We start from the raw sequence: 12,490 nt of genomic DNA, 5'->3' as shown, positions 1-12,490 counted from the left end.
CGACGGGATCGACAAGCTTGCGCGAAGCACGCTCCGCGCAGGAACGGCCTTATGCGGTGCTGCCGGGCGGCTCGATCAGAGCGACGGGCGACGCCTGTTTCAGTGCGGCATCGAGTGCGCGCGCGGCGACGCGGTCGCCTTCGGTCATGAGCCGCACGCGCATGACGGTCTGACGATTGTGGCCCGCCGCTGCTGGCGAGTCCCACAGCAATTCGATCCCGGGATAGCGCCCGGCAGCGCGCGCCGGCGCGGCCTGGCGCGGCAACGCCGGGGCGGCAGGCGCTTCGCTCGCAGCCGGCTTTACCGCCGTGGCCGATATCGTCGACGCCGCCGGTGCCGGGCTCGCGCTCTGCGCAACGGCGCCGGGTTCGGCCGGCGTCGCGCCAGCCGCCGGCGCATCTGCCCGTGCATCAGCCGGTGCATCAGCCGGCGCGGAGCGTGGCGTCGTGGCGGCCGGCCCAATACCCACCGGCCAGCGCACCGACAGTTCGCGCGCATCGTACTGCCCGACCTTGCGGCTCTCGAGCCAGACAATGGTCGTGCGCGTCGCGGCATCGATCGACACTGCATAGCGCCCGATCGCGAAACGCCGTGCCGCCACGTTGGTGCGCCACAACGCGCGCGGACGGCAGATCCAGACGACGGACGCGTAGAGCGCGGGCGCCACGACGAGCCAGCCGTTGGTGGACTCGATCGCCTGCACCGCGCTGCGCCAGCCCGCGTCCCAGACGAACAGGCCGATCGACCAGAGCGCGAACAGGCAGCCGAGCACGCCGAAAATGCGCAACGCCTGGCGCAGCCATTGAGGCAGCGGATGGAATGGCCGCTCGACGCGCGCCTTCGCACCGGGCAGCACGATCAGCAGAAACAGGAACACCAGATTCAGGCACGCAGCCGGCGACGAAGCCATGCCCCGCAGCGCCGGGAGGAAATTCATGTCCCCCATCGAGTGCAGCCAGCGCGCAAGGATCACGAGACCGATTGCGCGCAGCGCGAACATCTTTCCGGCACCGGGAACGGTGGCGGCGCGCGTCGGTCGAGATCTCGCCAAGGCACTTCTCCTCAGGTGGCGTTGGTCTTGCGCTGTGGTCATGCGCAGTCGTCTTGCACGCTTGTCGCGCGCTGCGGTCGTGAATAGATTGCGGATTTCGCGGAACGGCCATTATAGGGACATTGCCGCCGCCCCTCACGCTCGCCGGTAGTGTTTACCTTGTCCCGAGGCCAAATGCGGCGCAAATGCGACAACGCCCCAGCGCAAAGCACTGGGGCGTTAGGGCGTTGGACAGGCAGGCACGCTCGGCGGCGCGTGCCGGGCGGCGACGGCCAGGCCGAGCGCCTGACCTGCCAATGCGCTGGCCGCTTAGCCGGCGTTGACTTCGCGCAGCACGGTGCGGCGCTTCTGGCGCAGCATTTCTTCGTACACGGCGACGTAGTTGCGCGCCATCACCTTCGACGAGAAGCGTGCCTCGAACGCGCCGCGCACCTTCTCGCGCGACAGCGTCGACAGGCGCTTGACCGCCGCGACTGCGCTGATCTCGTCTTCGACGACGAAGCCCGACACGCCATTGTCGATGACTTCCGGCACCGAGCCGCGCTTGAACGCGATGACCGGCGTACCGCAGGCCATGGCTTCGATCATCACGAGACCGAAGGGCTCCGGCCAGTCGATCGGGAACACCAGCGCATGCGCATTGCCGAGGAATTCGCGCTTTTCGGCTTCGCCGATTTCGCCGATGTACTCGACGTGCGGCAGCGCCATCAGCGGCTTGATGACTTCTTCGTAGTAGGCACGGTCGGCCCTGTCGATCTTGGCGGCAACCTTGAGCTTCATGCCCGCCTGGCCGGCGATGCGGATCGCCTTGTCAAGCCCCTTCTCCGGCGAGACGCGGCCGAGGAATGCGAGGTAGCCGGGCTCGACGTTCGGAATCGGCTTGAGCACGTCTTCGGGCAGGCCGTGATAGACGGTCTGCTGCCAATTGGCTTGCTGCAGCGGAGTGCGCTGGTTGTCCGAGATCGAGACGACCGGCACGTCGCTGAACGCGTTGAAGATCGGCTGCAGTTCCGGCAGGTCGAGACGGCCGTGCATCGTGGTGACGAACGGCACTTCCTGACGCTGGAACAGCGAGAACGGGTAATAGTCGATGTGGAAATGCAGCACGTCGAATTCATGCGCGCGGCGGCGCACTTCTTCGAGCAGCAGCATGTGCGGAGCCATCACGTCGCGAATCGTCGGGTCGAGGCGCAGCGCCTGCGGCCAGAATGCTTCCAGCTTTGCCGAGGTGATCGAATCGCCGCTGGCGAAGAGCGTGACGTCGTGGCCCTGCTCGACCAGCGCTTCGGTCAGGTAGGAGACCACCCGTTCCGTGCCGCCGTACAGCTTGGGAGGAACCGCCTCGTGCAACGGAGCGATTTGAGCGATTCGCATAGTGGTGAACTCCTTCCTCGTAATAAATCGGGCTAAGTGCTGCAATTTTGACAATCGACCTCGCGAGCTGCGGCCTCGTTGCCGCGCGCCCCACCAGGCGTTCCTTACCGCTAACCGCGCCGGAAGCCCGGCACACTGACCGACGCAGTTGTGAAGTCTTGAATTGACACACGCGGCGGCTCAGGCGGTAAACGCGCAGGGTTCGCGGTCGTTGACGTCATGCTGTCAAATTCCCTACGCTGTTCGAGTCGGCATTATCGGGGTTTGCACCCATTGCCGGCTACGAGATTTCAAACTCTTTACGTTGTTACAAAGCGGAAACACTCCGCAACCCCTTGTTTTTTAAGTGCGTTCTAGATTGGGGGTTCGTTTCCGGGCAGCGCGGCGCTAAAACCAGGGGCAAAATGCTTCAATATCTGGCCCTGGTTTGCTGGATCTCGCGGCCCGGGAGGCTTGCGGACGCGCCTGCGGTACGGCGCGTGATGTGTGCATACAGCGAGCTTGAACGCAATCCGTAATTGTATCTCGAAAACGGTCGTGAAAACCCGTTGCGCCTCCGGCGCGACAACATGTCGGGAAGGGACACTCCCTGTGACATAGTCGCGATAAGATGCGCGTCCCGCCGGGCACGAGCCATGCGGCTCGCGCTTGGGGTGTTTACAATGCGGGAATGCCGCCAGGTTTGCCGTTGCGCGCCTTTTTGCCTCTTTTTCTACCTTGCACGGACGAAGCTCCGTCAGACCGACCACCGATCAATTGGAACATCTGACCATCGCCCAGCGTAACGCCCACAACGCAAAGCTCGCGAGCTATGCGCGACGGCCACTTGCGTTCCTTTTCCGCTATATCAAGCGCCATCCTTTTGCCCATGCCGTCGTGCTCGCCAGCGTGTTCGCGGCCGTGGGCTGCGCCCTCGCCTCGCAATACGCGATCAAGCATCTGATCGACGTGCTGGGCGCGGGCCGCCACCATCCAGGCCCGTTGTGGACCGCGTTCGCGATCCTCGTCGGCCTGATTGCGGCCGACAACCTGCTCTGGCGGGTTGGCGGCTGGTTCGCCGCGCACACCTTCGTCACCGTCACGGGCGACTTGCGGCGCGACCTTTTCCAGTACCTGAGCGGCCACTCGAACACGTATTACGCGGAAAAGCAGCCCGGCACGCTCGCGAGCCGGATCACCGCCACATCGAACGCCGTCTACACCGCCGAGAACACCACTGCCTGGAACGTGCTGCCACCGTGCATCGCCGTGGCGGGCGCCATCGTCATGATCATTTCGGTCAATCCGTTGATGGCGGCGGGCCTGCTGCTGTGCTCGGCGATTCTTTCGATCATTCTCTTCAAGCTGGCCGGGCGCGGCTCGGCGCGCCACCACACGTTCGCCTCCAGGGCGGCCGCCGTGGACGGCGAGCTCGTCGACGTGATCGGCAACATGGCGCTCGTGCGCGCCTTCGGCATGACGCTGCGCGAGCAAAAGCGCTTCGGCTCGACCGTCAAGGCGGAGCTCGACGCCCGCCGCTCGAGCCTGCTCTATCTGGAGAAACTGCGCCTGCTGCACGCCATCATCACGGCGATGCTCTCGGCCGGCCTGCTTGGCTGGGCGCTGTGGCTCTGGAACCAGGGCAAGGCCACTTCCGGTGACATCGTGCTGGTGAGCTCGCTCGGCTTCACGATCCTGCACGGCACGCGAGATCTGGCCGTGGCGCTCGTGGACGTCACGCAGCACGTCGCGCGTCTGGCCGAAGCCGTGCAGACGCTGCTCGAGCCGCACGGCATGCCCGACCGCGACGACGCCAGCGAGCTGGTGGCCCAGGGCGGCCGGGTGGACTTCGAAGGCGTCACCTTCGCGTATCCGCACCGCAAGCCGATCCTCGACCACTTCGACCTGCATATCGAGGCGGGCCAGCGCGTGGGCCTGATTGGCAAGTCGGGCGCCGGCAAGACCACGGTGCTCGCGCTGCTGCAGCACTTCTACGACACCCAGGGCGGCGCGATCAAGATCGACGGCCAGGACATCGCCCATGTCACGCAGGACAGCCTGCGCCACGCCATCGCGCTCGTGCCGCAGGACATTTCCCTGCTGCACCGCTCGATCTACGAGAACATCGCCTACGGCCGCCCCGAGGCAACCCGCGAAGAAGTGCTCGCCGCGGCCCGCGAGGCGCGCTGCGCCGACTTCATCGAGGCCATGCCCGAGGGCTACGACACGCTCGTGGGCGACCGCGGCGTGAAGCTCTCGGGCGGCCAGCGCCAGCGCATCGCGATCGCCCGGGCGATCCTCAAGAATTCGCCGATCCTGCTGCTCGACGAGGCCACCTCGGCGCTCGACAGCGCCTCGGAGGAAGCCATTCAGCAGGCGCTCGACCGGCTCATGGTCGGCCGCACCGTGATCGCGATCGCGCACCGCCTCTCCACGCTGCACACCTTCGACCGCATCATCGTCATGAGCGCGGGCAAGGTGATCGACGACGGCAGCCCCGAGGAATTGCGCAACCGCCCGGGCCTGTATCGCGACCTGCTCGGCAAGCAGCACGGCAAGCCGTCCACGCTGCATCTGGGCAACAAGAAAGCCGACGAAAAGCACGTGGCCTGACGCCGGGCCCGCTGCCCGCACCAAAAGAAAAAGCCGCTTCGTTCAGTTCACGAAGCGGCTTTTTCTTTCTTGGCCATGCTCGAGGGGCTTCGAGGCGGCTTCGAGCGCCAGCGGATCCGCCTCTCTCCGCCCTGCTATGGCTGCGCCGGCTCGACGGGCGCCGGCAACGACACGCCAGCGTGCGCGGCCATGCTCGTCAAGTCGCGCATGAAACGGTCGCGCCAGACCGAGACGTTGTTCTCGCGCAATTGCACCATCATGTCGTTGTAGCGAGCGAGGCGCTCGGCGAGCGGCATCGAGAGCGCCTTGCCGAGGGCGTCGGCCATGCCATCGATGTCGAGCGGATTCACGATCAGCGCGCCGCCCAGCTCCTGCGCTGCGCCAGCGAAGCGCGAGAGCACCAGCACGCCCGGATTCTCGGGGTCCTGCGCCGAGATGTATTCCTTCGCGACGAGGTTCATGCCGTCGCGCAGCGGCGTGACGTAGCCCACGTGCGAAGCGCGAAAGAGCGCCGCGAGCACGGCGCGCTCGTACTGGCGGTGGATGTACCAGATCGGCGTCCAGTCGAGCTCGGCGAAGCGGCCGTTGATGCGGCCCGACTCGGCTTCGAGCCGCAGGCGGATGTCCTGGTACGCGTGCAGATCGGCGCGCGTGGGCGGCGCGATCTGCACGAACGACACCTTGTTGCGCTGCGATGGCGTCTGCTCGAGCAGCCGCTCGAAAGCGCGAAAACGCTCGACGAGGCCCTTCGAGTAGTCGAGCCGGTCCACGCTCATGATCACCTTGCGGCCGTGCAGAGTGGCCTTGAGCGTGCGCACCGGCTTGTCGAGCTCGCCAGCCTTGGCGAGCTCGGCGACTTCGTCGGGATAGACGCCGATCGGGTAATCGTTCGCGCACAGGGTCTTGCCGAACGCCTCGATCTGCGTGAGGCCGTCGGCGCGCTTTTCGACCGTGCCGCCCGCCTCGTTCACGATGTAGTCGCAGAACGCGCGCACGTCAGGCTTGGTCTGGAAGCCGAGCAAGTCGAACGAGCACAGCGCCTGCACCAGCTCGCGGTGCGGCGGCACCGCCAGCAGCACCTGCGAGGCCGGAAACGGGATGTGCAGGAAGAAGCCGATGCGGTTCTTCACGCCCGCCGCACGCAGCGCCTCGGCGAACGGAATCAGGTGATAGTCGTGGACCCAGATGACGTCGTCGTCGCGCAAAAGCGGCACGAGCTGCTGCGCGAGCCACGCGTTCACGCGGCAATAGCCCGCGTATTCGTTGCGGTCGTACTGCACGAGATCGGCGCGATAGTGGAACGCCGGCCAGAGCGTGGCATTCGAGAAGCCGCGGTAGTACTGGTCGTAGTCGCGGCGCAACAGGCCGATGGTCGCGAAGGTGACCGGGCCGCGCTCTTCGAGCTGGATCTGCGGCTGGCCGGACGAGAGCACCTCGCCGCTCCAGCCGAACCACATGCCACCAGTTTCCTTGAGCGCGTCGTAGACACCGACCGCGAGACCGCCCGCGGCCGGGCCGCCTTCGGAGATCGGCGCGACCCGGTTCGACACGATGATCAGTCGGCTCATGAGATGCAGGTTCCGTGCAGAAAAGAAGTTAGACGCGCCCGTGCGGGTGAGGCCCAGGGGCCACGCAGGCCGCGCCGGCGCACGGGGGCCGGAGCACCGGCGCGCGCCAGGTTCAGGCGCCGCGCACCGGCGCGACGAGTGTGTCGAGCCACGCGAGCAACGCTTCGACCGACTCGACGCGTGTCTTCGCGATCGTATCGCCACCGCCTACCTTGATCGAGAGGCCGCCCTGGGCGTTGACCACGGCGAAGCCCTTCTCGTCGGTCAGATCGTCGCCGGCGAACACGGGCGTGCGGCCCGCGAACGGCGGCTCGTCGAGGAAGGCGCGCAGCGCGCGGCCCTTGTCGACGTCCTTCGGCTTGATCTCGTAGACCATCTTGCCCGGCTGCAGCGCGTACGCGTCGGCGAATTCGGCTGCGAGCTTTTCGGTGGCCGCGCGCGCGACGCCCTCGTGCTCGGGCGCGTTGCGGTAGTGCAGCGCGAGCGACGCGCCCTTGATCTCGAGCAGCATGCCCGCATGCGTGCGCACCACTTCGGCGAGCACCTGCTCCATGTGCAGAAGACGCTGATCGTTGAAGCCAACACGCTGCGTGTCGCCGTTCGCGTCGCGGCGCTCGGCGCCGTGCAGGCCCGCGACCGGGAGATCCGGCATGCCGAGGAAGTTATCGATGCTATCGATGCCACGCCCCGAAACGATCGCCACAGCGCCGTGCGTCGCACGCCGCAGGGCGGCGAGCAGCGCGAGCATGTCGGGGCGCACCAGCACGCCGTCGGGCGTGGGCGCAAGGTCGACGAGCGTGCCGTCGAAGTCGAAGAAAAACGCCGTCTTGTCGAGCGGCAATTCAGCCGGAAGTACTTGCATTACGTTCGTTTCGTCCCTCGGCGCGCAGGCCGGGTATTGATCAGGCGAGCGCTCGCCCGACGCAGAAAGTGTGCGCATCTTACCGCGCATCGTGCTGATTTTCGAGAATGGCCGCCTGCGCGGCCATGGCGCCTGCCTTCACTGGCCGGCCTGGCACGCGGCGGCGTACGCAGCATCGACTCGATGTGTTCAGACGCTTTTTTGCGGTGCCGATTTGCGTAAAGCCACCCATCGGCAAGACAAATGCGGCAAATTGCCCCTGCCGTCCCGCCGCAGCGGGCCATGCGCGGCAGTGAGCCCCCAATTTTGCTACAGTCCAGCGACATGGCGTGGGCCGGCCACGCTCATGGCCTTGTAAACCGAGTTAACGAGAGAGCCTTTGTTCCCCGAGATCGACGCTTCACGTTCGTCACGCTTCGCACCCCGCGCCGTGGTCCGCCGGATCCTCCCGGCCCACCTGCACCGTGCCCTGCGCGGCGCACGTGTCGTGGCACTGTTGACGCTTGCCGCCGGCTCCGCGCTGCTCGGCGCCTGTTCGCATCCGGTGGAGCCGTGGCAACTTGCCGATGTGAGCGGCCATCTGCCCGACCTCACGTTCGCGCTCACCGCCGACACCGGCAAGCCCATCACCGGCGCGGATCTGCACGGCAATACGGCGCTCGTGTACTTCGGCTACACGCATTGCCCGGACGTCTGCCCGGAAACGATGGCGCGTCTGATGCAGGTCATAGCAAAACTCGGACCCGACGCGCAGCATGTGCGGATACTCTTCATCAGCGTCGATCCGGCACGCGACACGCCGCAGGCGCTGCATGCCTACGTGAGCGCGTTCGACGCTGAGCATGCGCTCGGCCTGACCGGCACCGATGCGCAAATCGAATCGCTCGCAAAGCGTTATCGCGTGGCGTATCAGATGGAAAAGCGCGACCCCGACGGCAGCTACGAAGTCACGCACAGCTCGGCCGTCTACGTATTCGACGCGCAAGGCCGCGCGCGCCTGCTCGCTACCGACAAGGACTCGCCCGACGCCATCGCACACGACGTGCGCCGCGTGATCGGCTCCTCGACGTGAGCGCCGCCGGGCTTCGCCGGAGCCCCTGTGCACCGGCGCAATCCGCAACACCGATTTCCGTACCACCCGCAACAGGAACTGCCATGACGATGAAAATGAAGTCCCACCGCATTGCTCGCATGAGCCGCATCAGCCGACTAGGCGCCACGCTTGGCTGCGCCCTCGCCTGCACGTTCGCAGCGTTCGCCCCTGCGGCACACGCCGCCAGCGCCGCGCTCACCGCGCAGAATGCATGGGTCCGCTGGCTGCCGAACGATTTGCCGGCGGCGGGCTACGTCACGCTGAAGAACGACGGCGACAAGCCGGTCGACCTCGTGAATGTGTCGAGCGACGACTACGGGATGGTGATGCTGCATCAGACCGTCTCGAACGGCTCGACGCAGAAGATGGTCATGGTGGACAAGGCTACGGTGCCCGCGCACGGCACGCTCGCAATCGCTCCGGGCGGCTATCACCTGATGCTCGAGCACGCGAAGCACAAGATCGCGCCCGGCGACACGGTGAAGGTGAAGCTGCAGTTCTCGGACGGCGCGACGCTCGACACGCCGTTCGCGGTCAAGCCGCCGTCGCAGCAATGATGGCGTGATGAGCGCGAAGAAGCGCGCCATGGCCCTCGTGAAGAAGCATGCGATGAACCTGCGCGGCTGTCCGCAATGAAGCTGCGCAGAAGCCCGCAATGAACCCGTGCAGAAGCCCGCGATGAACCTGCTCTATTGGCTCGACCCGTGGGAGCCTTCGCCGACCGTCGTGATCGCCGTCGTCCTGACGGCGGTGCTGTTCGTGCGCGGCAAGCGCCACGCGAGAGTTTCGCTGGCGCGCCAGATCTCGTTCTGGTTTGGGCTCAGCGCGCTCTATGTCGCGCTGCATACGCGGCTCGACTACTTCTTCGAGCATGAGTTCTTCATGCACCGCGCGCAGCATCTCGTGCTGCATCACCTCGGGCCGTTCTTCATCGCGCTCGCTTATCCGGGCGCGGCGCTGCGTGCAGGCATCCCGTTCGCGTGGCGGCAACGCTTCGTGCGCCCTGCGTTGAGCGCGCGGCCGGTGCGCGCGGCGCTCGACGTCGTCATGCATCCGGTCGTCGCCGTGACGCTCTTCGTCGGGCTCATCTACTTCTGGCTGCTCTCGCCCATTCACTTCATCGCGATGCTCGACTGGCGGCTCTATCGCGTGATGAACTGGAGCATGGTGATCGACGGCCTGCTGTTCTGGTGGCTCGTGCTCGATCCGCGCCCCGCGCCGCCCGCGCGTCTCGCACCCGGCAAGCGCGTGCTGGTGGTGATCGCGGCGATTCCGCCGCAGATCGTGCTCGGCGCCTTCATCTTCTTCACATCACATGAGCTCTATCCCGTCTACTCGATCTGCGGACGCGCGTTCACGTGGCTCTCGCCAATGCGCGATCAGCAGATCGGCGGCCTGCTGTTGTGGATTCCGGGATCGATGATGAGCGTGATCGGCGCGTTGATCGCGCTGCGTCACTGGATGCGGCTTTCGGCGCGCGGACGCCTCAAGCGCCCACAAGACGCGCGCAAGCCCACACGCGCCTCGCAGCAGCACGAGGTGCAGCACACCTGAGCGCATGCGCTGCACGCGCAAACCGTGACGTGCGGTGCAAGTACGACAGGTCAGGCGGAGCGCATCCACACGTGCGCAATGCCGTCCTCGTCGTGAATCTCTGAAACCGGCTTGAAGCCGAACGCACCGTAGAACTTTTGCAGATGCGCCTGCGCATGCAGCCGCATCGCCACGCCCGGCCATTGCTGCCCGATGTGCCCGATCGCACGTTCCAGCAGCCCGTTGCCCAGCTTGATGCCGCGAAAGTTTGCCGATGTCACCACGCGGCCGATGCGCACATCAGGATCCTCTGCGTCGGGCAGCAGCACCCGCAGATAGCCCGCGAGTTCGCGCTTGCCGAACCGCTCGCCCCAAGCAAACAGATGCCACGCGTCGCCGTCGAGGCCGTCGATATCGCCGTACACGCAGTTCTGCTCCACCACGAACACGGCCGAGCGCAGTTTGAGCATTTCATAGACATCGCGTGAGGAAAGCGAATCGAAGGCGTGCCATTGCCAATCGAGCTGGGCCGTCGGCAATGCGGGAGACTGCGCAATCATGTGATTTCCGTCAAAGTTTGCTGAAGCGTCGATTATGCCTTGCTGCGCAAGCGCGGCACAAACGCAGCCCGGCCGGCGGCTTTCACTTGCGCCGGCGCGACGAATCGAACTTGCGCCAGTACTGAAACGGCTCTTCGTGCAAGTCGATATCGAGTTCGACGATGCGCGCCTGCATGCGCTCCTGCGCATCGGCAATCGCCCGGTTATAGACGGCGGGCCCGATCTCTTCGAGGAAGAAGCCCAGCAGGCCGCCCGCGGCGATATTGCCGATCGGCTCGTCCATGTTGGCGTCGAAGTAGCGCTGGATCGACGCAATCGCGGCGGCGCGCGCGTCTTCGGGAAGTTCGATGGGCATGGCCGGAGTCCAGTAGAAACGATCCAGGGATTGTGCGCGAGTCCGCGGGACAGCACATCACCCATTTGACCTGGTACGACCGGCCACCTGGCTAGCTCGCGGGCCGCGCGCAACACTCACGGCATGCACGCGACATGGATACGCAGCAGAAAAAAGAAAAGCCACCCGAAGGTGGCTTTTCTTGTCTTACCTGGAGGCGCGAGCCGGAGTCGAACCGGCCTACACGGCTTTGCAGGCCGCTGCATAACCGCTTTGCTATCGCGCCAGATGCGGACTGCTCGATGCTTCTGGCACGCCGTACTGCTTGCGCCCACAATCACCGGACAGATTTTTTTGCGGCGGCCTCGCGGCCTGCCAAATAAAAAGGGAAGCGCTGCTTCCCCTGAATTCTGGAGCGGGAGACGAGTCTCGAACTCGCGACCTCAACCTTGGCAAGGTTGCGCTCTACCAACTGAGCTACTCCCGCATTTTTACTACCGGACCAACCTTTACTGCTCCGGCACCCCGTTTCACACTGCTGCAAAACGTCGCGCCTAAATTCTGGAGCGGGAGACGAGTCTCGAACTCGCGACCTCAACCTTGGCAAGGTTGCGCTCTACCAACTGAGCTACTCCCGCATTTTTTCTACATCGCCGCTGATTTACTGCTTATCTTCAGCGATCTCCACTGCATCTGCTTCGTTTGCTGCTTGTCGTGCAGCGGAGAAGTGAGATTATGTATAAGCCGCAGAATCGTGTCAACCCCTTCGCATGATCTTTTTAAAAAAGATTCGCGAGGGGGGCTCCACGGCTGCGCCGCTTACAGGCTCCCCCGCTCGCGGATCTGCGGCCACGCGAGCTTCATGTAATAGAGCATCGACCAGATCGTCAGCACGGCCGCCACGTAGATGAGCCACGTGCCCCACACGCGCGAGTCGAACAGCGTGAGCCCGCCGATCGTGAGCGGCGCATAGAACAGCAGCATGGGGATTGCCACCATCTGGCACGCCGTCTTGAACTTGCCGAGCTGATTCACCGCGACGCTCTTGGACGCGCCGATCTGCGCCATCCATTCGCGCAGCGCCGAAATGGCGATCTCGCGGCCCACGATCACGAGCGCGATGACGGCGTCGAGGCGCTGCAGATGCACGAGCACGAGCAGCGCGGCCGTCACCATGAGCTTGTCGGCCACCGGGTCGAGGAACGCGCCGAACGAAGAGGTCTGATTCCACTTGCGGGCGAGATAGCCGTCGAACCAGTCGGTCAGCGCCGCGAGCACGAAGATCAACATGGCGGCCGTGTTCTGATGCATCGGGCTCAACATCGTCTGCGGCAGATAGAACACGCCAACCACGAGCGGAATCAGCACGATCCGCAGCCACGTCAGGAGAATCGGAATATTGAACGGCATCGTGTGGCGCAGTCTGTCAGGGGAGATTGCAATGATGGGAGATGCAATTGTGCCGCGTCGCCGGACCTGCCACAAGCAAACGTAAGGCGGCGCGGTAGGTGACGTGGTAGCGG

Annotated in this window: 11 protein-coding genes and 3 tRNA genes; 4 read left to right on the top strand and 10 right to left on the bottom strand. The window is 65.2% G+C overall.

What is annotated here, in order from left to right; genetic code table 11:
* Positions 1 to 49: 49 nt before the first annotated feature.
* A complete protein-coding gene (locus EYW47_RS10290; RefSeq protein ID WP_133194728.1) occupies positions 50 to 1,051 on the bottom strand; it encodes a hypothetical protein in 1,002 nt (333 codons plus the stop codon).
* 309 nt (positions 1,052 to 1,360) lie between these two features.
* Positions 1,361 to 2,425, bottom strand: coding sequence for a glycosyltransferase family 4 protein (locus EYW47_RS10285; protein ID WP_133194727.1), 1,065 nt, complete (start codon positions 2,423 to 2,425; stop codon positions 1,361 to 1,363).
* 756 nt (positions 2,426 to 3,181) lie between these two features.
* On the opposite strand from EYW47_RS10285, the gene EYW47_RS10280 reads away from it, so the two are divergent.
* The gene (locus tag EYW47_RS10280; RefSeq protein ID WP_133194726.1) at positions 3,182 to 5,017 is read left to right on the top strand and encodes an ABC transporter ATP-binding protein; all 1,836 of its coding nucleotides are present in this window, start codon (positions 3,182 to 3,184) and stop codon (positions 5,015 to 5,017) included.
* A gap of 134 nt (positions 5,018 to 5,151) precedes the next feature.
* Here the strand turns inward: EYW47_RS10280 and otsA are convergent, their stop codons facing one another.
* Entirely contained in the window at positions 5,152 to 6,585 is a 1,434-nt protein-coding gene (gene otsA / locus EYW47_RS10275; RefSeq protein WP_133194725.1) for an alpha,alpha-trehalose-phosphate synthase (UDP-forming), read from the bottom strand.
* 112 nt (positions 6,586 to 6,697) lie between these two features.
* Entirely contained in the window at positions 6,698 to 7,447 is a 750-nt protein-coding gene (otsB, locus tag EYW47_RS10270; RefSeq protein WP_133194724.1) for a trehalose-phosphatase, read from the bottom strand.
* A gap of 442 nt (positions 7,448 to 7,889) precedes the next feature.
* Between otsB and EYW47_RS10265 the strand changes: the two genes are divergently transcribed.
* From EYW47_RS10265 to EYW47_RS10255, 3 genes are all read left to right on the top strand, one after another.
* Positions 7,890 to 8,519 carry an SCO family protein gene (locus tag EYW47_RS10265; RefSeq protein ID WP_377784930.1) on the top strand — a complete coding sequence of 210 codons (630 nt, stop codon included), beginning with the start codon at positions 7,890 to 7,892 and terminating at the stop codon, positions 8,517 to 8,519.
* Between the two features lie 89 nt (positions 8,520 to 8,608).
* Positions 8,609 to 9,097, top strand: a complete 489-nt coding sequence (locus EYW47_RS10260) for a copper chaperone PCu(A)C (protein WP_377784929.1) — start codon at positions 8,609 to 8,611, stop codon at positions 9,095 to 9,097.
* Between the two features lie 121 nt (positions 9,098 to 9,218).
* A complete protein-coding gene (locus EYW47_RS10255) occupies positions 9,219 to 10,094 on the top strand; it encodes a cytochrome c oxidase assembly protein (RefSeq protein ID WP_133194723.1) in 876 nt (291 codons plus the stop codon).
* 50 nt (positions 10,095 to 10,144) lie between these two features.
* On the opposite strand, the gene EYW47_RS10250 is transcribed toward EYW47_RS10255, so the two are convergent.
* The 6 genes from EYW47_RS10250 to pgsA form a co-directional block, all read right to left on the bottom strand.
* Positions 10,145 to 10,633: a GNAT family N-acetyltransferase gene (locus EYW47_RS10250; RefSeq protein ID WP_133194722.1), complete on the bottom strand. Its 489-nt coding sequence runs from the start codon at positions 10,631 to 10,633 to the stop codon at positions 10,145 to 10,147.
* An 82-nt stretch (positions 10,634 to 10,715) separates the two neighbouring features.
* A complete protein-coding gene (locus EYW47_RS10245; RefSeq protein WP_133194721.1) occupies positions 10,716 to 10,988 on the bottom strand; it encodes a DUF2164 domain-containing protein in 273 nt (90 codons plus the stop codon).
* Positions 10,989 to 11,179: 191 nt separating this feature from the next.
* Positions 11,180 to 11,253 (bottom strand) — tRNA-Cys (locus tag EYW47_RS10240).
* 125 nt (positions 11,254 to 11,378) lie between these two features.
* A tRNA-Gly gene (locus tag EYW47_RS10235) sits at positions 11,379 to 11,454 on the bottom strand.
* Between the two features lie 75 nt (positions 11,455 to 11,529).
* A tRNA-Gly gene (locus EYW47_RS10230) sits at positions 11,530 to 11,605 on the bottom strand.
* A 181-nt stretch (positions 11,606 to 11,786) separates the two neighbouring features.
* Positions 11,787 to 12,377, bottom strand: a complete 591-nt coding sequence (pgsA, locus tag EYW47_RS10225) for a CDP-diacylglycerol--glycerol-3-phosphate 3-phosphatidyltransferase (protein ID WP_133194720.1) — start codon at positions 12,375 to 12,377, stop codon at positions 11,787 to 11,789.
* Positions 12,378 to 12,490 lie beyond the last annotated feature (113 nt).

It is taken from the genome of Paraburkholderia silviterrae (genome assembly GCF_004353915.1).
GTDB classification, from domain to species: Bacteria; Pseudomonadota; Gammaproteobacteria; order Burkholderiales; family Burkholderiaceae; genus Paraburkholderia; species Paraburkholderia silviterrae.
This window is presented reverse-complemented; position numbering and strand designations above follow the sequence as displayed.